This window comes from Nonomuraea sp. NPDC005692 (genome assembly GCF_040631115.1).
Taxonomy (GTDB): Bacteria; Actinomycetota; Actinomycetes; order Streptosporangiales; family Streptosporangiaceae; genus Nonomuraea.
Genome location: NZ_JBEXYU010000013.1, coordinates 65,125 through 90,301, shown reverse-complemented (window position 1 = coordinate 90,301; position 25,177 = coordinate 65,125). Strand labels below are relative to the sequence as shown.

Below are 25,177 nucleotides of genomic sequence, written 5' to 3'. Positions count from 1 at the left end.
GTGCGGATCCCGCCGTACCCCTCAGCCGGGTTTCATGGCCCGGTCGATCACCTTGAGCCTGGCCTCCAGCTCCGCCCGGCAGGCGGGGGCCAGGCGGCCCTCCCTGGCCCGGTCGGCGACCTTGCGCCGCACCTCGGCCGTGCCGGTGACCGCGGGGCCGCGGACCAGCGAGTCGAGCACCTGCTTGAGGTCGAGCACCACGTCCGCGTCGGTCGCGTCGCACGGTTCGCCGTCTTCGAGCGAGTCGTGGAAGCCGTCCACGGCCTGCTCGACGGTGACCGACGTGGCCCGGGAGGCCGGCGGCGCGGAAGACGGCGCCGGGGACCGCACCGAGGAGGGTGTGACCTGCGGCGACAGCACCGGCTCCGGCTCGGACCGCTGGAACCACAGCAGCACGGTGAGCGCCAGCAGCGCCGACCCCGCCACCGTCAGCCCGCGCCGCACCTGCCGGGCGACCCCGGCCGTGCCGAGCGCCGAGGTCAGCGCGGCGACGATCTCCTCGGCCGTGGGCCGCTCCTCGGGCAGGTGCGCCAGGCAGCTCTGGCAGAGCGAGGCGACGCCGTGCGGGACGCCGGTCACCCGGGGCGGGGGATCGGTCCGGCGCGCCGCCTCGATCTCCTCCCAGGTCGTCTCCGGGTACGGGGTGCGCCCGGTGAGCATGGCGAACAGCAGCACGCCCAGGGCGTACACGTCCACGGCCGGGTGGGTGGGAGCGCCGAGGAGGCGTTCGGGGGCGACGTAGGGTGGGGTGCCGCGGTCGTCGTCGGGGTCGCCTGCCCAGGCCGCGATGCCGAAGTCGAGCAGCTTGGGGCCGTCGGCGGTGAGCAGCACGTTCTCGGCGGTGACGTCCCGGTGGACCAGGCCGCGGGCGTGCCCGGCCATCAGCACGCGGGCCAGCCGCAGGGCGATGGCCGCCGCCTCGGTCCACGGCAGCGGCCCTTCGGCGATGCGCTCGGCCAGCGGGGTGCCGTCGAGCAGGGGCATCACCACGTACGCGGCCACGCCGCCCTTCGCGGTGACGGTCTCGCCGTAGTCGTAGATCTCGATCGAGTCCCGGTGGATGAACCGGGCCGCGGCGCGGGCCTCGCTGCGCACCCGGACGCGTTCGCCGTGGTCGGTGTGGAGCGAGGCGGTCAGCACCTTGACCGCGACCAGCCGTTGCAACGACTGGTCGAAGGCACGCCAGATGACCGACATGCCGCCGTGGGCCAGCGGGTCCAGCAGCAGGTACCGCCGGGCCAGCACGTCCCCCGGTTCAAGCTGACTCACGGATGACCAGTTCCGTGGGGAGGACGGGGTCGATCCCCGTCGCCCCGGTCAGGAGCAGGCGGGTGGCGACCGTGGCGAGCTCCTCGACGGGCTGGCGGATGGTGGTCAGCGCCGGGACGGTGTGCCGGGCCACGGGGGCGTCGTCGAAGCCGATCACGGCGACGTCCGCGGGCACCTTGCGCCCGGCTCGGCGCAGGGCCTGGATCGCGCCGGCCGCCATCAGGTCGGAGGCGACGAAGACGGCGTCGAGGCCGGGCGCGTGGCGTAACAGCCACTGCATGGCGTGCGTGCCCGAGGCCGCGGTGAAGTCGCCGTAGGCCACGGGCACGTCGGGGGCGCCGGCCGACTGCAGGGTGCGGACGAGCCCTTCGAGCCGGTCCCGGGCGGCGGGCAGGGAGGGCGGGCCGCCGATGGCCGCCACGTTCCTGCGGCCCTGTAACAGCAGGTGCTCGGCCGCCTGCCGGCCGCCGTCGAGGTTGTCCACGTCGGCGTAGGGGAGCTTGAGGTCGTGGGGCGGCCGGCCGATGTTGCGGACCGGGATGCCGGCGGTGGACAGCTTGATGGCCAGCGGATGGCGCTCGCGCGCGCCGACGATGAGGACGGCGCCCGAGAGCGAGGGGAGCGTGGAGGAGGTGGGCGTCACGGTCGTCACCATGAGGTGGGTGCCGTGCTCGGCGATCACCGCTCCGGCGGCGGACAGGAGCCTGGCGTAGTAGGGCTCGGAGAACAGGCGGGGGAGATGGTCGCAGATCACCGCCGTGACGCCGTCGGTCAGCGTCTTGGCGGCGCTGCCCCTGGGCGCGCGTTGTCGGACGTAGCCCATGCGGGAGACGGCGTCGTAGACTTGCCGGCGGGTCGAGGTACTGACCCGCACCGAGCCCGTGAGGACTCGAGATGCGGTCGCGGGGGAAACCCCTGCAGCGGCCGCCACCTGTGCCAGTGTGGGCTGCTCGGTCATGGAGCACCTCGCGGAAAGATCCTGGGAGCGCTCCCACGTTACCAATGTTTCGCCGCTGTTAATAGGGCCTTTGCAGGGGGTGCGCCCGCGTGTGCGGACGCCCGCCGAATCTGCTCAGGTGGGGGCGGTGGTCACCGCCGGAGGTTTTCCCGCCGCAGGTGGATCACGGCATATTGACCATCCGTTAGGGGTATCCGGGACGCGCCGGATACCCCTGTCGCCTGTCCCTAGCGCCTGCCACGGCCGCGGCCGTGACCGTTGCCGTCGCCGTTCTGGTAACCCTGGCCGGGGCCGAAGTCGCCGTCGGGGTTGGGGTTGACGTCGGTGAAGCCCTGGTCCCTGTCGTCGGGCTCCTGCCTGCGGGGGGCACAGCCCTGGCCGCAGCCGCCGAAGCGGGAGGAGTCGACCGGGGTGAAGGCCGTCGCCGGGGTGCCCTTGAGCGCGGCCTTCATGGTGGCGTTCCAGATCGGGCCGGGGATCGAGGCGCCGAAGACCGAGGAGTAGTACCGGCCGCCGATGGTGATGCCGTTCAGCTTGTGGGTCGTCGAGCCGCGCGGGTCACCGATGCTGACCGCGCCGGCCAGGTCGGGGGTGAACCCGGCGAACCAGGCGGTGGCCTGGTCGTCGGTGGTGCCGGTCTTGCCCGCCGCCGGACGGCCGATGCCGCCGACCGCGCGCATCGTGCCCTTGGTGAAGACGCCGGACAGGATGTTCGCCGCCGCGTCGGCGACCTCGGGGTCGAACGCCTGCGTGCACTTGGGCTTGTACTCGGTCACCTTGCCGTTGCGGTCGGTGATCTGGGTGATGGCCGTCGGCGGGCAGTACTTGCCGCGCGCGCCGATCGCCGCGTAGGCCGTGGCCACGGTCACCGGGTCCATCTCGTTGATGCCGAGCGTGAACGTCTCGAACTCCTGGAGCTTGCCGCCGTCGGAGCGCTTGATGCCGAGCGACTTGGCGGTCTCGACCACCTTGCAGAGGCCGACCTTCTGCTCCAGCGTCATGAAGAACGTGTTCACCGAGCCCCAGGTGCCGGTGGCCAGCGACTTGAAGCCGCCGCCGCCCTCGTCGTTGGTGACGGTGTGGCTCGGGTCGCCGACGTTCTGGCCCTTGCAGTTCTTGAACGCCCAGTAGTTGGGGGCGGTGTAGCCGCTGCCCACGTTGAAGCCGTCGTTGATCTTCATGCCCTGCTTGAGCGCGGTGAGCAGGGTGAACGTCTTGAACGTCGAGCCGGCCTGGAAGCCGACGCCGCCGCCGTGCACCGCGTCGGCCACCACGTTGTACGACATCTCGTGCTTGCGCCTGGAGTTGCCGTACTTGCGGCTGGCGGCCATGGCCTTGATCTCGCCCGTGCCCGGCTTGACCAGGGCCTCGGAGGCGACCGGGTTGTCGGAGGCGTAGACGTGCTTCTTGATGGCCTCCTCGGCGGCCTTCTGCATCTTCGGGTCGATCGTGGTCTTGATCTCCAGGCCGCCCCGGTTGAGGAACTGGGTGCGGGCCTTTTTGGTCTTGCCGAAGGCCGGGTTGCTCAGGATCTCGTTGCGCACGTACATGCAGAAGTACGGGTACTGGCTGGCGCCGCAGCCGCCGGGCAGCGGGGTGCCCTTGTAGCCGAGCTTCTTGGCCCTGGCCTCCTCGTGCTGCTCAGGCGTGATCTTTTTGAGCTCCAGCATCCGGTCGAGCACCACGTTGCGCCGGGTGAGCAGCTGCGCGCGGGAGTCCTTGCCCAGGTTGGGGTCGGTCCGGTTGGGGTCCTGGACCGCGCCGGCCAGCGTGGCCGCCTGGGACAGCGTCAGCTCGGCCGCCGACACGCCGAAGAAGCGCTTGGCCGCCGCCTCGACGCCGTACGCGCCGGCGCCGAAGTAGGCGATGTTGAGGTACTTGCCGAGGATCTCGTTCTTGCTGTACTTCTCCTCGACCGCCATCGCGTAGCGCAGCTCCTTGAGCTTGCGGGCGTAGCTGGCTTCGAGGGCCGCGTTCTTCTCCTTCTCGGTGGTGGCCGAGTTGAGCAGCACCTGCTTGACGTACTGCTGGGTGATGGAGGAGCCACCCTGGGCGATGCCGCCCCTGCTGAGGTTCTTGGCGAGGGCGCGCACGGTGCCCTCGATGTCGATCGCGCCGTGCTCGTAGAAGCGGTAGTCCTCGATGGAGATGATGGCCGTCTTCATGATGTCGGCCACCTGGTCGAGCGAGACGTTCTCGCGGTACTCCTCGTAGAACTGGGCGATCTGGTTGCCCTTGGCGTCGAGGACCGTCGTCTTCTCGGCGAGCGGCGGTTCTTTGAGGTCTTCCGGCTTGATGTTCAGTTCCTCGGACGCCGAGACGAACATCGCTCCGGTGCCGCCGACCGCCGGCAATGCGATGGCCGCGGCCACCACTCCCGCGGCCATCGCAGCCCCGGTCAGGCGCACGATGCTCGACATTCGGGAACCCATGCGGAAAAACCTCCCCATCTCGGCTTTTGGGTGCATCCTAAACCCGCCCATGACCTGCTCTCTGTAAAAAGACGAAGCGCGCGCCGGCGGTGGATGCTTCTACCCCGGGTGAGACGCCGAAGCACGGGATTTGGTTCGCCGGGTTTCCCGTCGAATTCGTTTCCTGTGGGTCTGCGGGGATAGGGCGTGGTCATGACTTCTCACCGAGTGTTGCCACGCGAGCAGGCGCGGGTCCGTGAGCCGGTCACCGCTCCCCGCCGGAGGCCGGTCCTGGACGACACCCTGACGGTGCTGCTCGACCCGTACCGCTTCATCGGCGACCGGGCGCGGCGGCTCGGCTCCGACGTCTTCGAGACGCGGCTCCTGCTCCAGCCGACCATCTGCATGACCGGCGCCCAGGCCGCCGAGGTCTTCTACGACTCCGAGCTGTTCGTCCGGGACGGCGCCGCCCCCCGGCGGCTCCAGGCGACGCTGTTCGGCAGGAACGGCGTGCAGGCGCTCGACGGCGAGACCCACCGGGCGCGCAAGGCCATGTTCATGTCGCTGATGGGCCGGGAGGGCCGCGACCGGCTGGCGGAGCTGGCCGGCCGCCGCTGGCGCGAGCGCATCCGCGCCTGGGAGGGCATGCCGCGGGTCGTCCTGTACGAGGAGGTCAGCAGGCTGCTGTGCCAGGCGGTCTGCGACTGGACGGGCGTGCCGCTGCCGCCCGCGCGGGTGCCCGAGGTCACCGCCACCCTCCAGGCGGCCATAGAGGGCGCGGGCGGGCTCGGCGCCCGCTACCTGCGCGGCCGGTACGCCAGGATCAAGGGCGACCTGTGGCTGTCCGGCCTGATCCGCTTCGCCCGCGACGACCCCGGCCGCTTCGCCGGCACGGTGACCGGCCTGATCGCGGGCTACCGCGACCCCGACGGCACCCTGCTCCCGGCCAGAACCGCGGCCGTCGAGCTGCACAACGTGCTGCGGCCCACGGTGGCGGTGGCCAGGTTCGTGACGTTCGCGGCCATGGCCCTGCACGCTCACCCGGAGTACTACGAGCGCGTCCGCGAGGGCGACGAGCAGTTCGTCGAGCACTTCGTCCAGGAGGTACGCCGGTTCTATCCGTTCTTCCCGTTCGTCGCCGCCAAGGTGGCCAAGCCGTTCACCTGGAACGGCGAGCACTTCCCCGAGGGCCGGCGGACGCTGCTCGACCTGTACGGCATCGACCACGACCCGCGCCTGTGGGACCGCCCCGGCGAGTTCCGCCCGGAACGGTTCGCCGAATGGGACGGCGGCGAGTACGACTTCGTCCCCCAGGGCGGCGGCGACCACTACGAGGGGCACCGGTGCCCCGGCGAGTGGATCACCGTGGACCTGATGAAGCTGGCGGTGACCGCGCTGACCCGCTGGATGACGTACGGCGTGCCGGCCCAGGACCTGCGCATGCCGTCGTGGCGCGCCCCGGCCATCCCCAACAGCCGTTTCGTCATCGACCAGGTCGAGGCCGTCTGAGATTCGGCCAGCGCCGGGCAAAGAAGCGTGTTGTCGCGCGGGTGCGCGCGCGAGGGTCTGGCAACGTTCACCAGGGCGATTCTTCCGGCCTTGGTGGAGGGTTTCATGCGTCGTGTCGTGGACGACGAGGAGCAGGTCGATCAATTGGTCGCGGCCGCCAGGGCGTACTGGGGTGACGGCGCGGGCGACACGGGCTGCGTGGTGGCCGAGGCGTTCGACGAGGACGTCCGGGTGGTGGTGCGCACCGTCCTGGTCGCCAAGGCCGTGTGCGGGCTGCTGTCGGCCCGGCTGGTCGTGCTCACCGACCCGCGGTGGCGGCCGCTGGCCGAGGCGTTCGGGGCCGCCGCCGATCTGGGGCCGCCCGACGCGCTCGTCACCAGCCGGATCGATCCCGGCGTGCGCACCGACATCCCGGTCGTGCACGTGCACGGCACCGGGTCGTTGCAGGCGTACGCGCTGTTCCCGGGGCAGACCCCCGTCTCCTTCGGCGAGGAGCTGCCCGGCCGGGTCGCGGAGTTCTTCGAACGCCAGGTCTGGCCCAACAGGGAGGCGATCCGGCCGAGCGCCGAGCGTACGGCCTGGCGGGCCAAGGAGGGCTACCAGGTCCGCACCGACACCGAACGCCGCCAGCTCCGCCTCTACGGCTGCTCCAGGCTGCGCCTCGACCCCGGCCGGCCCACGGTCACGGTGTTCGGCCACATGCCGGGCCGCGACACCGAGCTGTTCGAGGAGGCCGAGCGGTACGCGGAGGCCGAGGAGTCGGCCAACTGGCTGTTCCTCGACCGCCTGCGCTCCGGCCTGCTGTCGCCGAACATCCTGTGGAGCATGACCGACGTCGCGGTCACGTTCGGCGGCAGCGACCTGCCCGCCTTCGGCGTCCCCGTCATCCAGGCCGGCTGGTCGGAGGGCGCCGCCTGCGGGGCCACCCACCTCGCGCGCACGCCGGAGGAGCTGCGCGACCGGCTCGGCGAGGCCGTCGCCGTGCACGGCAAGGCGGAGACGATCCTCGGCCCGGAGCAGCGCGAGCGCGCCCGCCTGTGGTTGTGGCTGCGACGCTGCGGCGCCGACGTGCCCACCCAGATCCTGCCGCGCTGGGAGCTCGGCCCCGACTATCCGCGGGCCCTGGCGGTCGCCCTGCGGCACGCGGAGCGCGACGGCGACCCGCTCTTCGACGCGGTGCGCCGCATGTGGGAGCGCCGCGACCCCGTACTCACCCGATTCGACTTCCAGGACCTGGCCAAGGCCACACTGACCCCCGCGAGGAGCGCCCGATGACCGGAACAGGACCCAGCACAGAGCTCGACCCGGTGATCCTGCCCGCGATCCCGCCCGCCCACGTGACCAGCGGGCGGTTCCCCGCGCTGCAGGTGATCGACCGGCTGCACCGGGGCAGCCAGATCGTGGGCAGGTTCGAGACGTCCGGGCTGGTCGGCTTCAAGGTGTCCGCGCAGGGACGGCCGCTGCGGGTGCAGATGTCGCTGTCCATGGACGAGCGGTCGGTCAGCGGCTGGCACACCGGCAGGACGGGCCCCGACTTCACGACGCCCCGATGCGTCCAGATCCGCTCCCAGGGACGCCTGCGCCAGTGCGTGCTGCTGCGCGGCCGCAACCCGCACGCCCGCGTGGCCTTCGACCTGACCCCCGAGGAGATCCCGGACGACGGCCTGATCTGCGTCGAGGCCCTGGACATCATGGAGGGCGACGGCGTCGGCGACGAGGTGCGCACGTTCCTGTCCGGCAGGGTCCAGGCCGACGGGGCGGCCGGGCTGCGGCTGGACAAGATCGTGTTCGAGGAGCCGCCCGCCGTCGACTACGACCCCGACACGCTCGACGGCTCCCGCTGCGAGCTGTCCTCGCTGATCAGCGGCGGCGGCCTGGCCAACGTCAACCGGCAGGGCGTGCGCGTCCTGCGGTCGGGCATGTTCCTGGTCAACCCGGTGCTGCGCGACACGTTCGGGGCCAGCGGGCGGATCACGCTGCGGCTGGGCACGAAGGCGGAGGCGGCCAGCATGATCCCGGCGACCTGGCGGCGGGTCAACAGCGAGCTGCGCTGGCTGCGGCACGCCACCAGGAAGCTCCTCGGCACGGCGGCCCCCACGGTGGAGCGCGTCTACAGCCTCAGGGACGGCGTGGCCGGGCCCTTCGGGCAGACCGTCCACGGGAACGTCACCGAGCTCGTCCTGCCGAGCCCGACGGTCTCGCCGTTCCTCGTGGTGATCGAGCGGGTGCCGGGTGTCCTGCCGACGCTGGAGTCCGGCACCTCGGACTAGCGGGAGCTTCCTTGACCCGTGTGACCTGCGACAGCCGGTGAAAGTCCGCCGTTTTGGCGGGAAAACTGGCGATCACCTGTGATAACGCCGCTCTGAGGGCAGTTGTCATGGGTGGGCGGGAACGGTTTGAGCATCGAGACGATCCGGCATCAGCAGTGCACGGTCATGCGCGCCACGGGCGAGCTCGACCACGCGGGACGGGTCCGGTTCAGCGCCCACATCAACACGGTGTGGGACTGGTCGCCCGGTCCCGTCCTCGTCTTCGAGCTGGCCGACCTGGTCTTCTACGACTCCTCCGCCATCGGCGTGCTGGCCACGGCGATCCAGCGGATGGAGGCGGAGCCGGGCGGCCGGATCATCGTGGTCAGCCCGTCCGACCACCTGCTGTCGGTGCTGCGGCTGACGGACCTGCTCTCCCACGTCGAGCTGCGCGGCAGCGTCGACGAAACCGTGGCGGAGCTGACGGTGGGCACCATCCCGCCGCCCGTCCCCCCGCCCTGGCCCGGGGGGACGTCGGACGTCGCCTACAGGCCGTAGGTCTCCAGCAGCCGCAGCCAGATCTCGCTCACGGTCGGGAACGACGGCACGGCGTGCCAGAGCCGGTCGAGCGGCACCTCGCCGGTGACCGCGATCGTGGCGGCGTGCAGCAGCTCGCCGACGCCGGGACCGGCGAAGGTGACGCCGAGCAGCACCTTCCTGTCCTCGTCCACCACGGCCTTGGCCCGGCCCCGGTAGCCGTCGCCCAGCAGGTACGCGCCCGAGACCGCGCCGAGGTCGTACTCGACCGCGCGCACCCGGAAGCCGGCCTTCCTGGCCTCGGCCTCCGTACGGCCGACCGCGCAGACCTGCGGGTCGGTGAAGACCACCTGCGGCACGCCGAAGCCGTCGGCGAGGTCGCGCATGGCGGGCAGGTCGTCGCCGTGCGCCCGCGCCGCGATCACGTCGCCGCAGATCCTGGCCTGGTACTTGCCGATGTGGGTGAGCAGCGCGCGGCCGTTGACGTCGCCGACGGCGTAGAGCCAGCCGCCCGGCACGCCGGTGGCCCGCATGCTGTCGTCGACCTCGACGGGCGCGTCGTCGGGCAGTCCGACCGTGTCCAGCCCGACCCCGCGGGTGGCGACCTTGCGGCCGGTGGCCACCAGCAGCTCGTCGGCCTCCAGCGGCGGCCCCTCCGACAGGTGCACGGTCACCTTGCCGCCCGGCTCGGGCCGCTCGACCCTGACCACGTCGGTGTGCAGGCGCACGTCGATGCCCGCCTCGCCGAACGACCGCGCGACCAGCTCGCCCGCGAACGGCTCGATCCTGCCGAGCAGCCCGCCACCGCGCACCAGCACGGTCGTCTGCCGCGCGCCGAGCCCGTGCATGGCCTGCGCCATCTCGCAGGCGACCACGCCGCCGCCGATCACGACCAGGCGTTCGGGCACCTTCTTCGCGGCGGTGACCTCGTGGCTGGTCCACGGCTTCGCCTCGGCCATGCCCGGCACCGGCGGGACCGCCGCCGTGCTGCCGGTGGCGAGCACGACCGCCTGCCGGGCCGTGAGCACCCGCTCGCCGCCGTCGGGGGTGGTGACGACCACCCGCCGCTCGCCGTCGAGCCGCCCCCTGCCGCGGACGAACTCCGCGGGCACGCCCTCGACCCAGCCCACCTGCCCTGAGTCGTCGTAACGCGAGACCGCCTCGTCGCGCCGGGCGAGCACCGCGGCCACGTCGATCGGCCCGAGCGAGAGCCCGGGCACCCGGGACACCTCGCCGGCCAGGTCGACCGGCCGCAGCAGCGCCTTGCTCGGGATGCACGCCCAGTAGGAGCACTCGCCGCCGGCCAGCCGCTCCTCGACGATCGCGGCGCTCAGCCCGCCGCGCACCGCCCGCGCGACGACGTTCTCGCCCGCCGGACCGGCCCCGATCACGATGACGTCGAACTCCTCAGCCACGCTGCCTCCCCACACTCGTCGTCGATTCGCACTCTTTCATGTCCCGCCCGAGGCGGCGGCGTCGGCCACGGGCCGCAACCCTTTCGGGGGACAACGGAAAGCCCAGGCAGAGGCCCGGTGCCGGAGATGTTCCGCCGGTGGTCGGGCGGCGTTAACCCCGAGGGCCTAGCGTGCCCGCATGACTGCGCACCCCACGTCCGTGGTGTACCGGGCGGCGTCCGAGGGTTATCACACCTTCCGCATCCCGGCCGCCGTGGTGACGGCGGCGGGGACCGTCCTGGCCTTCGCCGAGGGGCGGCGGGGGTCGGCCGGGGACTCGGGGCACATCGACCTGGTGCTCAGGCGGTCGTCCGACGGCGGCCTGACGTGGGGCCCGCTCCAGGTGGTCGCCACGGAACCGAACCGCGGCACGGTCGGCAACCCCGCGCCCGTGGTGCTGGACGACGGCCGGATCCTGCTCGTCACCGTCCGGCAGGGCCCGTCGGCGACGGAGGAGAAGATCAGGCGCGGCCAGGTGCCTGCGGCCGCGGGGCGGCGGGTGTTCGTCCAGGTCAGCACGGACGACGGGGTCACCTGGCCGGCCCCGCGCGAGATCACCGCGCAGGTCAAGCGCCCCGAGTGGCGCTGGTACGCCACCGGCCCCGGGCACGCCGTCCGGCTCCGGAGCGGGCGCGTCGTGGTGCCGGGCAACCACTCCCTGCCCCCGTCCGGCTCGGACGACGGCACCGAGGGCCGGTACAACGGCGGCCACGCGCTGCTCAGCGACGACGGCGGCCGTACCTGGCGCATCGGCTACGTGGACGACAACCCCGACGGCTACGTCAACGTCAACGAGACCACCGCGACCGAGCTGCCCGACGGCCGCCTCTACCTCAACGCCAGGACGGACTCCGCCGCGCCGGGCACCCGCGCCGACGCCTGCTCCTCCGACGGCGGCCAGCGGCTCGACCTGCCCTTCCGCCCGCAGGCCGGGCTGGTGGGGCCGGTGGTGGAGGGCAGCGTGCTGTGGTGCGAGCCGCCCGGCGTGCTGCTGTTCTCCGGCCCGGCCGCGCCCGACGCGCGGGCGCTGATGACGGTACGGGCGAGCGCCGACGCCGGGGTCACCTGGCATCCCGTGCACACCGTGTCGGGCCTGCCCGCCGCCTACTCCGACCTGGTCAGGGTGGACGACGACACGGTGGGGCTGCTGTTCGAGACCGGCGACTTCGGGCCGTACGAGAGCATCGCCTTCCGGCGCCTCCCGGTCGCCGAGCTCGACCCCCGCCGGGCGTAGCCGCCCGTTCCTTTCCCTGAGCCCTGTGCTGACACAGGGCTGTGCTGACTACGCTGAGACAACCACTGTGCGACCGCGTGTGCGGAGTGTTCCGCATTACGCGCTAGCATTCCGATCAGCGGAACAGGCGAGGGAGAGTTCAGTGGCTGAGACCCAGTCCCCTGTGGGGAGCGTCGATCGTGCCCTGCTGATCCTGCAGGAGATCGGGAGACACAGCAGGGGAGTGACGCTCGACGAGCTGGCCACCAGGCTGCGGCTGCCGAAGAGCTCGCTCCACCGCCTGCTCGGGGCGTTGAAGCACCGGGGCTTCGCGGCCCAGCCGGAGCCGAGCGGGCCGTACTTCCTCGGCACCGAGATGCTGGCCACGGCCTTCCGGTTCTACGAGACGATGGACCTGCGCACGCTCGTCCGGCCGTTGCTGCTGCGGCTGAGCGAGGAGTTCTCCGAGACCGTGCACATGGCCATGCTCGACGGCGGCGAGGTCGTCTACCTGGACAAGGTCGAGGCGGTGCGGTCGATCACCATGACCTCGGTGGTTGGCGGGCGCAACGCGGCCCACTGCACGGGGGTGGGCAAGGCGCTGCTGGCCTGGACGTACCCGACGGACGAGGCGGTCAAGGCGTGGGCCGAGCGCTACGGGCCGCTGTCCGCCAGGACCAGGAACACCATCACGAACCCCGCCAAGCTGGCCGTCCACCTCGACCAGGTCAGGCAGCGGGGGTACGCGCTCGACCTGGAGGAGAACGAGCCGGGCGTGCGGTGCGTGGCGGCGCCGGTCTTCCTGGGCAAGACCGCGCCGGTGGCGGCGGTGAGCGTGACCGCGATCAAGGACCGCATGTCGGTCGCCCGCCTCGAAGAGGTCGGCCACGGCCTCCGCCGCGCCATCTCCGCCCAGGTCTGACCCCACCCACACCCCGCCTGCCGCCCCCCGCACCGCCGCCCCCCGGCACCCCGCAGCGCCGGGCTCTCGGCTCCCCGCCGTACGGTGGCGCCGGCTCGTCCCCCTCTCCCCAAAAGGGACCCCGACCGGCTACGGTCGGAAAGAATGCGGAATCCAATTCCGTATCACGGACCAGAAGGACACAGGGCATGAAGCTGGAGAAGGTCCCCGTCCCCCGTGCCACCCTCGCGGAGGGCCCGAGGTGGGACGCCGCCACGGGCACCCTGCTGTGGGTCGACATCCCCGCCGGCCACGTGCACCGGCTGGACCCGGCCGGCGACGAGCGGGAGACGATCGAGCTGGGGCAGCCGGTCGGCGTCGCCGTGCCCCATGCCTCCGGCGGCCTCATGCTGGCCCTCAGGGACGGCTTCGCCCGGCACGCGGACGGCCGCACCGAGCTCGTCGCCCGGCCGCCCGAGCCCGCGGGCAACCGGATGAACGACGGCGCCTGCGACCGCGCGGGCCGCTTCTTCGCCGGCACCAAGGCCGAGGACGACACCCCCGGCGCGGGCTCGCTCTACCGCCTGGCCCAGGACCGTACGTGCGACAAGGTGCTGGACGGCGTCACGATCTCGAACGGCGTCGGCTGGAGCCCCGACGAGCGCCTGATGTACTACGTGGACACCGCGACCGACCGGATCGACGTCTTCGACTACGACCCGGCGACCGGCACGCTCGACGGCCGCCGGCCGTTCGCCGCCCTCCCCGGCCCCGACGGCCTGACGGTGGACGCCGCCGGCCACGTGTGGGTCGCGCTGTGGGGCGGCGCGGCGGTGGTACGGCTGCGGCCGGACGGGCGTACGGACCTCACCGTGGAGGTCCCCGCGGCCAACGTGACGAGCTGCGCCTTCGGCGGCCCCGACCTCGACGTGCTCTACGTGACCACCGCCTGGGACGGCGGCGCCGGCGGGGAGCTGTGGCGCTGCCGCACGCCCCACACCGGCCTGCCCGCCAATCCCTACCGCGGCCTCACCCCTTGACCGCCCCGGTCAGCGCCTGCACGAACCGGCGCTGGCCGAACAGGAACACGGCCAGCACCGGCAGCGTGGTCAGCACCGTGCCCGCCATGATCGCGGGCCAGTCGGCCCGGTGCTGGCCCTGGAACGTGGTCAGCCCCGCCTGCACGGTGTAGTTCGCCTCGGAGTTGATCACCACCAGCGGCCAGAAGAGGTCGTTCCAGGCCGTGATGAACGTGATCACGGCGAGCGCCGCCAGCGCCGGCTTGGCGACCGGCAGCACCACCCGGAAGAACAGCGCGACCCGCGTGCACCCGTCGATCCGCGCCGCCTCCTCCAGCTCCCTCGGGAAGGACTGGAAGAACGACGTCATCAGGTAGATCCCGACCGACGAGCTGAGCTGCGGGACCACCAGCGCCCCGAGCGTGTCCACCAGCCCGGCCTGGCTGAACATCAGGAACGTCGGGATCACGGTGAGCTGGAACGGGATCAGCGCGGTCGCGATGATCAGGACCAGCGTCAGCCGGGAGCCGATGAACCGGATCCGGGCGAAGGCGTACCCGGCCATGCTGCAGAGCACGACCTGGGCCGCCACGATCGCGCTCGACACGAGCACGCTGTTGAGGAACCAGCGGGGGAATTCGGAGCGCTCCATGACCGTGCGGTAGCCGCCGAGGTCGATGCCCTCCGGCAGGATCGGCGGCGGGAACCTGTTCAGCTCGGCCTGCGTCATGACCGAGCTGAGCACCAGCCACACGAACGGCAGCAGCGTCACCACCGACATCGGTGCCAGCACCAGGTGCCACTTGCTGGGCAGGCGTCGCCTCATCGCACGGCCCCTCTCCGCCGCGCGACCACCAGGCCCACGACGATCAGCAGCAGCGTCCCGGCGAACAGCGTGTACGCCACGGCCGCGCCGTACCCGGCGGCCGAGTAGCGGAAGGCGAGCTGCCAGACGTAGTAGACGATGGTCACGGTCGCGCTGGCCGGGCCGCCCTGGGTGGTCGTCATGACCAGGTCGAAGAACTGCAGCGCGTCGATCACGCCCCAGACCGCGAGGAAGACCGTGATCGGCCGTACGGACGGGACGATGATGTGCCGGAACGTGGCCCACCGCCCCGCGCCGTCGATGGAGGCCGCCTCCAGCACCGCTTTGTCGATCTCCTGGATGGCCGCCAGGTAGATCACCACGGCGAAGCCGAACCTGGTCCAGAAGAAGATCAGCGTGAGCACGTACATGGCCTGTGACGGGCTGCTCAGGAAGCCCTGGAGCGGCAGGCCGAGCCGGCCGAGCACGCCGTTCATCAGGCCGAAGTCGCGGTCGAAGATGTAGCCCATGAGCAGGCCGGCCGAGGTGGCCGAGGCCACGTACGGGACCAGGAAGGCGGTCCGGTAGAACCCGATCCCGCGCACCTTCCTGTTCAGCAGCACCGCCACCACCAGCCCGAAGACCAGCGAGGCGGGGATGTAGAGCACCAGCAGCAGCCCGGTGTTGCGCACCGCCTGGAAGAACACCGGGTCCTGGAACAGCGCCCGGTAGTTGTCCAGGCCGACGTTCTCGGGCGTCTTCATCAGGTCGGAGTCGGTGAACGACAGCGCCAGCGCCCACGCCATCGGCACCAGCGCGAACCCGAGGATGATCAGCGTGGCGGGGCCCGCGAACGACCAGCCCGCGACGTGGTCGCCGAGCCCGCGGCCCTTCCTGGCGTGCCGGGCGGCGGGCGCGCCGACGGCGGCGCTGCTCATGAGCCCGGCACCGCCAGCACCGCGTCGGACTTGGCCGCGGCCTCGTCCAGGGCGGTCCTGGCGTCGGCCTTGCCCAGCAGCGCCTGCGCGATGGCCTCGGCGACGAAGGACGACACGCGGGGGTACTTGGTGGTCGGCGGCCTGACCCGCCTGGCGTTGGCCAGGTTCCCGGAGATCACCTCGATGCCCGGGTATTTCCGCAGATAGTCCTGGTAGCCGGGCAGCTTGGTGATCGACTCCCTGATGGGCAGCGAGCCCGTGTCGCTCATCCACACGAGCTGCTGCTCCGCGGCCGTCAGCCAGCTCAGGAACGTGGTCGCCGCCTTGACGCGGCGCTCGTCGTGCTCGAACACCACCCAGTTGTCCGGGCCGGAGACGGTCTCGTGGTTGCCGTTGGTGCCGGGCAGCCGCGCGACGCCGTAGTCGACCTTGGCCGCCTGGAGGTCGGGCAGGACCCAGGGGCCGGAGAGGAACATGGCCAGCCGTCCGGACTCGAACAGCTTCTGGCCCTTCTCGGCCGGGCTGGAGTCGAGGTAGACCGACTTGTCGTCCACGGCCATGCCCCGGATCAGGCCGAGCGCCTGCTGCCCGGCGGCGGAGTTGAACGCCGACTTCTTGTGGTCGGGGGTGAGGATGTCGCCGCCCGCCTGCCACAGCAGCGGCCAGAGCCCCCAGACGGCCTCCTCGCCGCCGCTGATCGCCCAGGTGGTGCCGAAGACGCCCTGCTGGGCGTCGGTGGTCTTCCTGGCGATGTCGCGGAAGTCGTCCCAGGTCCAGTCGGGGCCGGGGGCCTTGACGCCCGCCTTGGCCAGCAGCTTCCTGTTGTAGAGGACGACCATGTTGTCCACCACGGCGGGGAAGCCGATGACCTTGCCCTGGACGGTGACCGCCTCGCGCTCGTTGGCCCAGAAGTCGTCCCAGCCGACGGTCGGGTCCTTGACGTGGGAGGTGAGGTCGGCGGTCTTGGGGTTCCTGGCCACGTTGGGGGCCCAGGAGCCGTACAGGTAGGCGATGTCGGGGTAGGCGTCCGAGGTGAGCGCGGCAGTGATCTTGGGTAGCATGCCGTCTGCGGTCGCGCCGCCGGACTCGGTGCTGACCTTGATGTCGGGGTGACTCTGGTTGAACCGGGCGACCAGCTTCTCGATCGACTTCGCCGAGGTGTCCTCCTGGCCGTGCCAGATGGTGATCTCGACCGGGCCGTTCGCCCGTTCCTGTCCTCCGCCGCCGCAGCTCGCCGCGGCCAGAGCCAGGGCGACGACGGCCAGGGTCGTACGGGGCCTCATCGGGCGGTCTCACGGATGTGGTGAATGGGTCGTGCCATGGGGTTCCCTCCACAGAGCACGGCGGGCGTGGCGGCCCGCTGCGTGCGGCGAGTATAGTCACGCATCCACGATGCAGACTAGAGTTCCACTAGACGGAATGAGGGCGCGAACGTGCGAACCTTGACCCTTTTAGTCCGGCTGGCCGCGGTCGCGGCCCTGAGCTGCGCGCCGCTCGCGGTGCTCGCCGCCCCGGCCACGGCCCAGACGGCCGAGGCGGCGGAGACGGCGGAGACGGCGCAGGCGGGACCGTGGAAGCCGCCGCTGCAGAGCCGCTGGCAGTACCAGCTCCAGGGCAACGCCAAGTACGCCGCCACCGGCGGCGTCAACGTCGACATCTGCGTGGCCCCCCAGTCGGGCGGCGCCTGCGTCAGGCCGGCGGTGTTCGACATCGACCTCTACGCCGACGGCGACGTGGTGGGCAACAACACCACGCTTAACACCGCGGCGGTGAAGGCCGTCCACGCCCGCGGCGCGAAGGCCGTCTGCTACGTCGACGCCGGCTCGATCGAGGAGTACCGGCCCGACTACCAGCAGTTCGTCGCCTGGCACAAGAGCCACGGCAACTCCCTGCTCGGCAAGCCGTTCAGCGCCGAGTTCCCCAACGAGCGCTGGGCCAACATCAACAACGACCAGGGCCAGCGGGACTTCCTGCTGAAGATGATGGAGGCCCGGGTCGACAAGTGCGCCCAGGCCGGCTTCGACGGGGTCGAGTTCGACGTCGTCAACGCCCACGAAGAGGGCAAGTCGGTCACCGGCTGGACCGTCAGTCCCGCCACCCAGCTCATCTACAACAAGGCGCTGGCCGACCTGGCCCACCGCAAGGGCCTGTCCGCGGCGCTCAAGAACGACCTCAGCCAGGCGGCCGAGCTGGTGTCCAGCTTCGACTACGCCGTCAACGAGGAGTGCTTCCAGTACGACGAGTGCGGTCAGCTGAGCGTCTTCGTCAAGGCGGGCAAGCCGGTGTTCCAGGTCGAGTACGAGACGGCGCCGTCGTCCTTCTGCCCCAAGGCGGCCAAGCTCGGCATCAACGCGATCAAGAAGGCCGTGGACTACTCGCTGAAGGACACGCCGTACAAGCCGTGCAAGTAACAGGAGCCCTGCCCGTCACGGGCTGAGCGGGACCCTTGGGGGGTGTCGCGGCCGTTCGCCGGGCCGCGGCACCCCCTACGCGTCGGGTGGCCGGCCGTGCGACGCTCTGGAGGCCTTCCTGCTCCACGGTCGCGCATCGGGTTCTTTCCTCGTCACAGAATGCAGTTCCGAAGGCCCTGACATGGCCGTCTAGTTCCGCTTGACGGAATGGTAGTGCGGGATACGGAACCAATGCTATTTTCTGATGACCTTCGAGAGGGGCGAACCACGCATGTACCCCGAGATCGACACCCCCGCGCTGGTCATCGACCTCGACGTGGTCAGACACAACGTCACTGAGATGGCCAAGGCCGCCGCACGGCATGGCGTGCGCCTGCGTCCGCACGTCAAGACCCACAAGATGCCCGAGCTGGCGTTGCTGCAGCTCGAAGCCGGGGCGACCGGCATCACCTGCGCCAAGCTGGGCGAGGCCGAGATCATGGCGGACGCCGGGATCGACGACATCCTGCTCGCGTTCCCGATCTGGGGTGAGGCCAAGCTGCGCCGCCTGGCCGCGTTGCGCGAGCGGGCCCGGGTGCGGGTCAGCCTCGACTCGCCGGAGGTGGCGGCCGGTCTCGGCCGGCTGCCGGGGCCGCCGATCGAGGTGCTGGTCGAGGTGGACACCGGCCAGCACCGGCTGGGCCGCCCGCCGGGCCGTCCCACCGCCGACCTGGTGACCGAGATCGCCCTGGTCCCCGGCGTGGACGTCGTCGGGCTGCTCACCCTGGCCGGGCACGCGTACCACGCAAGCAGCCCGGAGGAGCTGGCCGAGACCGCCCGCCGGGAGGGCGAGGACCTGGTGGCAACCGCCGAGCTGTGCGCCCGCGACGGCATCGAGCTGCGCGAGATCAGCGTCGGCTGCACCCCCACCGCCCGGCACGTGGCGGGCGTGGCGGGGGTGACCGAGATCCGGCCCGGCACCTACATCTTCAACGACGCCTCGATGATGCGGCTCGGCGTGGCCACGGAGGGCACCACGGCGGCCCGCGTGCTGGCCACCGTGATCGCCAGGCCGACGCCGGAACGGGTCGTGTTCGACGCGGGCACCAAGTGCCTGGCCTCAGACGGCAGCGGCATGCCCGACTGGATCAGGGTGGCCGGGCGGCCGTACGCGCACATGGTGTTCCTCAACGAGGAGCACGCCGTCGCCCGCCTCGACCCCGAGCACGTCGGGGAGCTGCCCGTCGGCACGCGCGTGCAGCTCGTCCCGAGCCACGCCTGCTCGGTCGTGAACCTCTTCGACGTCGCGCACGGCGTCCAGAACGGGCAGGTCACCACAGGTCTGCGCGTCGCGGCACGCGGCGCGGTGCGTTGAGGAAGGACGGCGTCATGCGGGGACTGGCCGGGAAGCGGGTGCTGATCAGCGGCGGGAGCAGCGGCATCGGAGCCGCCACCGCCCGCAGGTTCCTGGAGGAGGGCTCGCGGGTGGTGCTCACCGGGCTGGACGGCGACGAGGTCGGGCGCGCCGTCGCCGAGCTCGCGCCGCTCGGCGAGGTGAGCGGCCTGGCCGGCGACGTCAGCTCGGCGGACGACGTCGCACGGCTGGTCGCGGGCGCGATCGAGGCCATGGGCGGCGTGGACGTGCTCGTCAACAACGCCGGCACCGCCTGGCGGGAGCCGTTCCTGGAGATCACCCCCGACCACTGGGACCGGATCATCTCGGTGAACCTGCGCGGCATGTTCCTGATGGCCCAGACCGTCGCCCGCCACCTGGTGGAACGGGGGACGGGCGGCGTGATACTCAACATGTCCTCGACCAACGGCCTCGGCGGCGAGGCCGACTACGCCCACTACAACGCCTCCAAGGGCGGCGTGCTGCTGCTGACCAAGACCATGGCCGTCGAGCTCGGCAAGCACGGCATCCGGGTGAACGCCCTGTGCCCCGGCTACATCCGCACCCCGCTGAACGCCTCGATCTCGTCGGGGCTCGCCGACGACTTCGTCTCCGCCTACGAACGCGACCACATCCCGCTGGGCCGGGCCGGGCTCGCCGAGGAGGTCGCCGCCGCCTACGCCTTCCTCGCCTCGGACGACGCCGCGTTCGTCCACGGCACCGAGCTGGTGATCGACGGCGGTCAGCTAGCGATCATGTGAGTCGCCGGGGCGCGGCACCTTCATGGCGATGATCAGGCCGTGCCCCGAGTCGTCGTCGGTACGCAGGTGGGACAGCTCGACGGTGAGCTGCGTCGGCCGGCCGCGGCCGTTGACCGCGTCGAGCGCGACCCTCCTGGCTCCGGCCCTGGTCGTGCCCCCGGCCAGTGTGTCCCGGACGAGCGGGACGATCCGCTCCACCGGCAGCCCCGTGCCCAGCGAGGCCAGCGGACGCCCCACCGCCTCGCCGGCCCGCACCCCCCACAACTCCTCGGCCCCCGCCCCCCAGATGAGCACCCGCATGTCGGCGTCGAGCACCACCACCGCGTCGCCCAGCCCGTGGAGCAGCGAGGCGGTGATCCGGCCGACCGCGTCGAGCTCGGCCGCGCGGGCGACCAGCGCGTCGTTGGCGCGGCGCAGCTCGGCCGCGCGGGCGGTGAGCGCGTCGTTGGCGTGGCGCAGCTCGGCGTTGGCCGAGCGCAGCTCGTCGTTCGCGCGCTCCAAATCGGCGTTGGCCGAGCGCAGCCGGCCGACGATCGCGGACCAGCGGCCGGGTGGCGGCAGGTTCTCCTGGCGGTCGGGGGTGATGGGCGTCTCGTCCCGTTGCGGCCGCAGTCGGCGGGTGCCGTGGTGCTGCTCGGAGCGGGGGTCGCGGGCCCGGCGAAAGCAGGCCAGATGGCGGTTGACCGGCCTGGGCGGGCCGGTCTGCTCGTAGATCTCGACGCCGGTCCCGGCCAGGGCCTCGGGCATCGTGCCGAACAGGGGGATCGCGGTGCCGCCGTGCTCGGTCATGAGCGCGATGAGGCGGCACAGCGCGGGCTGGGCCTCGGCGACGGCCAGGTGGCCGCCCTTCTCCAACATGGCGCGGTGGGTGATCGCCAGCTGTTCGACGCCGTTCAGGTCGCAGAACCAGAGGTCGCCCGCCGCGACGATCACGTGTTTCACCCGCGAGCGCGGCAGGGGGTCGAGGAAGGCGGCCAGGATGGGGCTGGTCGTCGAGTCGAGCTCGCCCGCCAGGGCGACCACCAGGGTGGTGTCGCCCACGGGCACGAGCCGTACTGAGAGCTGCATCATCGGATTCGCTCCTTCCCTGAACTCTGCGTGATCGGAGATCGACGCGCCGCAGGGTCCGGCTGCATGCCCCATACTCCTCCTCCTGCGGGAAAAGAGCCAGGCGCTCACCGTGCGTGAGCGAGGGTCCAGCAGGCTCCCTGGGTGAGGGGGTTGGGCAGCGTCGTCCAGCTGTCGCCGGGCGGGGCGCCCGCGAGCTGGGCGAGCAGGTGGGCCTTCACCCGGATCCGCTCGCCGAACAGGGCCTCGCGGTCGGCGCGCACGTCGGCGGTGTCGGGGAGCGCGTCGAACGCCCGCCGCGCGGCCCGCGCCACGACGGCCCACAGACGTGACTCGGCGGTACGGTCGCCCTCCCCCAGAAGAGAGACGAGACTGCCGAAGGTGGTGCCGACGAGCGAGCCGAACAGCTTGGCGTGCAGGACGCCGGGGTCGTCGCTGAGCAGCCGGGGGCTGACGGGCGGCGTCCCGAAGCCGTTGCGGGCCAGCCGGGCCGGGCTGATCCGGACGTCGGCCAGGTCGCGGTAGACCAGCTCGACCGGGCGGCCCCGCCGGTCCAGCACGACCAGCAGGTTCTGGCCGTGGGCCTCCAGCGCGACCCCGAGGGCCAGCAGGCCGAGCGCCGCCGCCGTCGCCGCGCCGGCGAAGGCCGCCAGCCACTCGCCGGCCCGCTCGCCTCGTGGCGCGTCCCACTGGGCGGGGGCGGTGAGGGCGGCGACGGGCAGCACGGTGTGGCCGGGCACGCGGGGCGTCGGATCGCGCAGCATGACGGACAGGTCGGCGGTGTGCTCGCCGCGCACGGCCCCCGCGGCGCCGGACAGGTAGCGGGCGATGCGCGGACGTCCGCCGAGCCGCGCCGACAGGGCGGTGAGCAGGTCCGACAGGGGGACGCAGTCGCGTACCGAGCCGGGGGAGATGTCCCTGACGCCGGAGGTCATCCGGGTGGTGAACGCCGTCTTGAGGTGCGGGCCGCCGTCCAGGGGCGCGAGGGTCCGTACGGACATCAGCGGATGGCACGGCAACGCCCCGATCGCGTACGGGTGCACCCCCAGCCCGGCCAGCACGTGCCGGGTCTGCCAGGGGTGGACGGGCAGCAGCAGCCGGTCGCCGTCCATGAGCGAGCCCGGCCACGGCCCGGTGACCAGGCATTCGGCGGCGGGCACCGCCACCAGGTCGAGCGCGACGACGGGCCGGTGCTCCGGCATGTACGCCAGTTGCTCGGCCACCGACACCCCCGGCCGGTTGCGGCAGCCCGGATGGTAGGGATGGCCGTCGACCACGCTCTGCTCGTACCGTTCCGGTCCCGGCTCGCGGAGCGGGGAGGCCGCGCCCGCCCGGGACAACGCCAGGGAGGCGACGCTGTTGTCCAGGTCGGCGACCAGCCCCGCCGCGCCGGGCAGGCCGAGCGCCGCCAGCAGCTCGGCCGGGTCCGTGTACGGGACGCCGTCCAGCCGCAGCACCGGCTCGTCGGCCAGGTCGTACGGCAGCCGGGCCCGGCCGGTCAGCTCGCGGCCGTCCGAGAGCCGTACGCGCAGGTCGGCACCCACGGCGACCGGCTCGGCGAGGCCCGGCAGGGGCTCGCAGAGCAGGCCCCGCCACAGCCGTCCCATGACGGCGGCCCGCGCCCCCGGCAGGGCCGCGGCGTAGCCGGGCGTGAGGTCCGGGCGCACGGCGGCCAGTTCCCTCGCGAACCGCGCCGCAGAATGCCGCATGAACCCCCCCGCATCCAGGAACATGCCCAGGTGAGCACCCTGTGGACACTGATCGGTACAAAAGGGTAGGACAGGTCGCCATGGCATATATCGACGGCCTCCTCCCACCGGCCGGCCCGGCATCCGAGGCGCAAGACCACCAGGCGGCGGACGGGGCCGCGGACCTCGCGGTGACGGCCCTGCTCAACTGCCTGCTCCGCGAGGTGGCCGAACCCGCGACCGCCGAGGACGGCGTGTGGGTGCTGCCCGCGACCGGGCACATCCTGCACGTCCGCCCCGGACGGTACCCCGGCGCCCCCGCCCTGCGCACCCCGGGCGGCCCGCGCCCGCTCTCCCTGGCCGCCCTGGTGGCGCTGACCGAGGACGAGCTGCGGACGCGCACCGGCCACGCCAACCCGTCCCTGGCCAAGGAGATCATGGAGAGCCGGGACGTCATGGCCGCGCTGCTGTCGGCCCAGCGCGCCACCACCCCGCCCGCCGACCTGTACCTGCGCTCGGAGCAGGCGCTCGTCGCCGGTCACCGCTACCACCCGGCCCCCAAGGCGCGCGGCGGATCAGGCCCGGACGCCTGGCTGCCCTACTCGCCGGAGGCCCGCGCGAGCTTCGCCCTGCCGCTGCTCGGGGTGCCCGCCGAGGCGCTGGTCGAGCAGGGCGACGCGAGCGCGCTCGACCGGCTCGGCCCGCCCGCCCCCGACGGACTGACGCTGCTGCCCGCCCACCCCTGGCAGGTGGAGCTGCTGGGCGGGCTCAAGGAGCTGCGCCACCTCGGCGCCACGCCCGCGCGGGCGGTGGCGACGGCCTCGATCCGCACGGTGTACCTGCCGGAGGCGGACCTGTTCTGCAAGTTCAGCCTGGACGTGCGGATCACCAACGACATCCGCCGCCTGTGGCTGCACGACCTGCGCTGGCTGGGCCTGATCGACGACCTGCTGGGCGTGGCGTTCGACGACCTGCCCGAGCACCGGCCGCGGCCCGCCGTCCTCGGCGACCGCGGTTACCGCAGCCTGGAGCTGGGCGGGGACGGCGGCGAGGCGCTGGCGGTGATCGTCCGCGACGGGCTGGGCGGGCACCTGCGGCCGGGGCTGACGGCGCTGCTGGCCGCGGGGGTCAGCGAGGGCTTCCCCGGCAACCCGCTGGACGGCCTCGACGCCGGCCAGGCGCTCGTGTGGTGGCGGCGTTACCTCGACCACGTCGTGCCGCCGGTCCTGCACGCCTACTTCCGCCACGGCGTCGTGCTCGAATGCCACCTGCAGAACGTGCTCATCGGCGTGGACGGGCGGGGCCTGCCCGGCCAGGCGATCTTCCGCGACCACGAGGGGGTCAAGCTGACCGCGGACCGCCACCGCCTGCCCGGCGCCCGCACGCCCGTCGTGAGCCCCGCCTACGGCTGGGAACGGCTGCTGTACTGCCTGGTCGTCAACAACCTCTGCGAGATCGCCGGAGCCGTGGCCGAGCGGCACCCGGAGCTGCGGGCCGAGCTGTGGGCCGGGGCGAGGTCGGTGTTCGCCGGCTGCGCCGAGGACCACGGCGAGCCCGAGGAGCTGCGCGAGCTGCTCGCCGGCGCGTACGTGCCCGCCAAGGCCAACCTGCTGCTGCGCTGGCTGGAGGCGGACGGCGCGGACATGCGGTGCGTGCCGATGCCCAGCCCTTTGCGACTCTTTACGCCATAAGCTATCCTCGCCGAGGACAACCGTTTACGGCGTATCGAATTCACGGAGGCCACCGGTGACCACGGCGAAGCTGCACGACGGAAGCACCATCGAGACAGAGGTCCACGGCTCGGGGCCGGTGCTGCTCCTGGCCGTCAACCCCAAGCCGATCGAGGGCGAGGCGGCCGAGGAGATGCGCAAGTGGGGGGCCGACCCGGCGCTCGGCCGCTCGCTCATCGACGGCCTCTCCGACGGCTTCCGCGTCGTGGCCTTCGACTACGAGGGCCACGTCCTCGCCCATCCCAAGCCGGACACGCTCACCCCCGACAACGTGGCGGCCGACATGTTGTCGGTGGCCGACGCGGTCGGGGCCGACCGGTTCGCCTACTACGGCTACTCCTGGCTGGCGCTCAGCGGGCTCCAGCTCGCCCTGCGCACCGACCGGCTCTCGGCGCTGGTCATGGGCGGCTACCCGCCGCTCGGCGGGCCCTACGCCGAGATGCTGAAGGTCACCGAGGCCACGTACCGGATGGCCGTCGAGCCCAAGAGCGCCACGCCGCCGGCCACGGGGACGGGCGAGCCGGGCGACTGGTCGTCGACCGAGGTGACCCTGAGCGAGGGGCAGGCCAGGCAGTTCGCCACCCTGTACCGGGCGCTGCGCGGGTTCGACGACGGCCAGGTGCGCCTGTCCTGCCCCCGGCTGTGCTTCGTCGGCTCCGCCGACGAGATCGTCTACGACGAGCGGTGGGGCGGCACCCACGTCAGCATCGCCGGTCCGGTGCTCCGTGAGCGGGCCGCCATCGAGGCACTGGGCTGGGACGTCGAGGTGCTCGACGGGCTCGACCACGCCGGGGCCATGCAGGCGGCGAACGTGCTGCCGATCCTGCGGCCGTGGCTGGAGAAGGCGCTGTTTCTCCCGGCCTGAGCTGGGCAGATGCCCGGCG

21 protein-coding genes are annotated in these 25,177 nt (G+C 72.3%); 12 read left to right on the top strand and 9 right to left on the bottom strand.

The window, feature by feature from the left end; genetic code table 11:
- Positions 1 to 21: 21 nt before the first annotated feature.
- From ABZ459_RS26165 to ABZ459_RS26155, 3 genes are all read right to left on the bottom strand, one after another.
- The gene (locus tag ABZ459_RS26165) at positions 22 to 1,269 is read right to left on the bottom strand and encodes a serine/threonine-protein kinase (protein ID WP_357975134.1); all 1,248 of its coding nucleotides are present in this window, start codon (positions 1,267 to 1,269) and stop codon (positions 22 to 24) included.
- Positions 1,256 to 2,227: a LacI family DNA-binding transcriptional regulator gene (locus tag ABZ459_RS26160; protein WP_357975132.1), complete on the bottom strand. Its 972-nt coding sequence runs from the start codon at positions 2,225 to 2,227 to the stop codon at positions 1,256 to 1,258. Before ABZ459_RS26160 ends, ABZ459_RS26165 begins: the two co-directional genes overlap by 14 nt.
- Before the next feature lie 227 nt (positions 2,228 to 2,454).
- On the bottom strand, positions 2,455 to 4,647 hold the full coding sequence (locus ABZ459_RS26155) for a transglycosylase domain-containing protein (RefSeq protein ID WP_357975130.1): 2,193 nt from the start codon (positions 4,645 to 4,647) through the stop codon (positions 2,455 to 2,457).
- 204 nt (positions 4,648 to 4,851) lie between these two features.
- Here ABZ459_RS26155 and ABZ459_RS26150 point away from each other — a divergent pair, with 204 nt between their 5' ends.
- From ABZ459_RS26150 to ABZ459_RS26135, 4 genes are all read left to right on the top strand, one after another.
- On the top strand, positions 4,852 to 6,147 hold the full coding sequence (locus ABZ459_RS26150) for a cytochrome P450 (RefSeq protein WP_357975128.1): 1,296 nt from the start codon (positions 4,852 to 4,854) through the stop codon (positions 6,145 to 6,147).
- Between the two features lie 105 nt (positions 6,148 to 6,252).
- Positions 6,253 to 7,422 carry a hypothetical protein gene (locus tag ABZ459_RS26145; RefSeq protein ID WP_357975126.1) on the top strand — a complete coding sequence of 390 codons (1,170 nt, stop codon included), beginning with the start codon at positions 6,253 to 6,255 and terminating at the stop codon, positions 7,420 to 7,422.
- Positions 7,419 to 8,417: a hypothetical protein gene (locus ABZ459_RS26140; RefSeq protein ID WP_357975124.1), complete on the top strand. Its 999-nt coding sequence runs from the start codon at positions 7,419 to 7,421 to the stop codon at positions 8,415 to 8,417. The genes ABZ459_RS26145 and ABZ459_RS26140 overlap by 4 nt, the downstream gene beginning before the upstream one ends.
- A gap of 126 nt (positions 8,418 to 8,543) precedes the next feature.
- Positions 8,544 to 8,954: an STAS domain-containing protein gene (locus tag ABZ459_RS26135; RefSeq protein WP_357975121.1), complete on the top strand. Its 411-nt coding sequence runs from the start codon at positions 8,544 to 8,546 to the stop codon at positions 8,952 to 8,954.
- Here the strand turns inward: ABZ459_RS26135 and ABZ459_RS26130 are convergent.
- A complete protein-coding gene (locus ABZ459_RS26130) occupies positions 8,942 to 10,348 on the bottom strand; it encodes an NAD(P)/FAD-dependent oxidoreductase (RefSeq protein WP_357975118.1) in 1,407 nt (468 codons plus the stop codon). The two genes, ABZ459_RS26135 and ABZ459_RS26130, sit on opposite strands and share 13 nt — an antisense overlap.
- 178 nt (positions 10,349 to 10,526) lie before the next feature.
- Between ABZ459_RS26130 and ABZ459_RS26125 the strand changes: the two genes are divergently transcribed.
- From ABZ459_RS26125 to ABZ459_RS26115, 3 genes are all read left to right on the top strand, one after another.
- Complete coding sequence (locus tag ABZ459_RS26125) at positions 10,527 to 11,621, top strand: sialidase family protein (protein WP_357975115.1); 1,095 nt, start codon at positions 10,527 to 10,529, stop codon at positions 11,619 to 11,621.
- A gap of 142 nt (positions 11,622 to 11,763) precedes the next feature.
- The gene (locus tag ABZ459_RS26120; RefSeq protein WP_357975113.1) at positions 11,764 to 12,522 is read left to right on the top strand and encodes an IclR family transcriptional regulator; all 759 of its coding nucleotides are present in this window, start codon (positions 11,764 to 11,766) and stop codon (positions 12,520 to 12,522) included.
- Positions 12,523 to 12,710: 188 nt separating this feature from the next.
- A complete protein-coding gene (locus ABZ459_RS26115) occupies positions 12,711 to 13,541 on the top strand; it encodes an SMP-30/gluconolactonase/LRE family protein (RefSeq protein ID WP_357975110.1) in 831 nt (276 codons plus the stop codon).
- On the opposite strand, the gene ABZ459_RS26110 is transcribed toward ABZ459_RS26115, so the two are convergent.
- The 3 genes from ABZ459_RS26110 to ABZ459_RS26100 are packed head-to-tail and all read right to left on the bottom strand — an operon-like array spanning position 13,531 to position 16,546.
- Positions 13,531 to 14,346, bottom strand: a complete 816-nt coding sequence (locus tag ABZ459_RS26110) for a carbohydrate ABC transporter permease (RefSeq protein ID WP_357975107.1) — start codon at positions 14,344 to 14,346, stop codon at positions 13,531 to 13,533. The genes ABZ459_RS26115 and ABZ459_RS26110 overlap by 11 nt on opposite strands.
- Positions 14,343 to 15,263: a sugar ABC transporter permease gene (locus ABZ459_RS26105; RefSeq protein ID WP_357975104.1), complete on the bottom strand. Its 921-nt coding sequence runs from the start codon at positions 15,261 to 15,263 to the stop codon at positions 14,343 to 14,345. Before ABZ459_RS26105 ends, ABZ459_RS26110 begins: the two co-directional genes overlap by 4 nt.
- A complete protein-coding gene (locus ABZ459_RS26100; protein ID WP_357975101.1) occupies positions 15,260 to 16,546 on the bottom strand; it encodes an ABC transporter substrate-binding protein in 1,287 nt (428 codons plus the stop codon). Before ABZ459_RS26100 ends, ABZ459_RS26105 begins: the two co-directional genes overlap by 4 nt.
- 159 nt (positions 16,547 to 16,705) lie before the next feature.
- Between ABZ459_RS26100 and ABZ459_RS26095 the strand changes: the two genes are divergently transcribed.
- The 3 genes from ABZ459_RS26095 (at position 16,706) to ABZ459_RS26085 (ending at position 19,807) form a co-directional block, all read left to right on the top strand.
- Positions 16,706 to 17,674 (top strand): endo alpha-1,4 polygalactosaminidase, encoded by a 969-nt coding sequence (locus ABZ459_RS26095; protein WP_357975098.1) that lies wholly within the window; start codon positions 16,706 to 16,708, stop codon positions 17,672 to 17,674.
- Positions 17,675 to 17,918: 244 nt separating this feature from the next.
- The gene (locus tag ABZ459_RS26090; protein ID WP_357975095.1) at positions 17,919 to 19,028 is read left to right on the top strand and encodes an alanine racemase; all 1,110 of its coding nucleotides are present in this window, start codon (positions 17,919 to 17,921) and stop codon (positions 19,026 to 19,028) included.
- 14 nt (positions 19,029 to 19,042) lie between these two features.
- Positions 19,043 to 19,807, top strand: coding sequence for an SDR family oxidoreductase (locus ABZ459_RS26085; protein ID WP_357975092.1), 765 nt, complete (start codon positions 19,043 to 19,045; stop codon positions 19,805 to 19,807).
- Here the strand turns inward: ABZ459_RS26085 and ABZ459_RS26080 are convergent.
- Both ABZ459_RS26080 and ABZ459_RS26075 read right to left on the bottom strand, forming a co-directional pair.
- Positions 19,793 to 20,878 (bottom strand): PAS domain-containing protein, encoded by a 1,086-nt coding sequence (locus ABZ459_RS26080; protein ID WP_357975089.1) that lies wholly within the window; start codon positions 20,876 to 20,878, stop codon positions 19,793 to 19,795. The two genes, ABZ459_RS26085 and ABZ459_RS26080, sit on opposite strands and share 15 nt — an antisense overlap.
- Before the next feature lie 104 nt (positions 20,879 to 20,982).
- Positions 20,983 to 22,584, bottom strand: a complete 1,602-nt coding sequence (locus ABZ459_RS26075) for an IucA/IucC family protein (RefSeq protein ID WP_357975085.1) — start codon at positions 22,582 to 22,584, stop codon at positions 20,983 to 20,985.
- An 80-nt stretch (positions 22,585 to 22,664) separates the two neighbouring features.
- Here ABZ459_RS26075 and ABZ459_RS26070 point away from each other — a divergent pair, with 80 nt between their 5' ends.
- Together ABZ459_RS26070 and ABZ459_RS26065 are read left to right on the top strand one after the other, a co-directional pair.
- Positions 22,665 to 24,254 (top strand): IucA/IucC family C-terminal-domain containing protein, encoded by a 1,590-nt coding sequence (locus ABZ459_RS26070; protein WP_357975082.1) that lies wholly within the window; start codon positions 22,665 to 22,667, stop codon positions 24,252 to 24,254.
- A gap of 55 nt (positions 24,255 to 24,309) precedes the next feature.
- A complete protein-coding gene (locus ABZ459_RS26065; RefSeq protein WP_357975080.1) occupies positions 24,310 to 25,158 on the top strand; it encodes an alpha/beta hydrolase in 849 nt (282 codons plus the stop codon).
- Positions 25,159 to 25,177 lie beyond the last annotated feature (19 nt).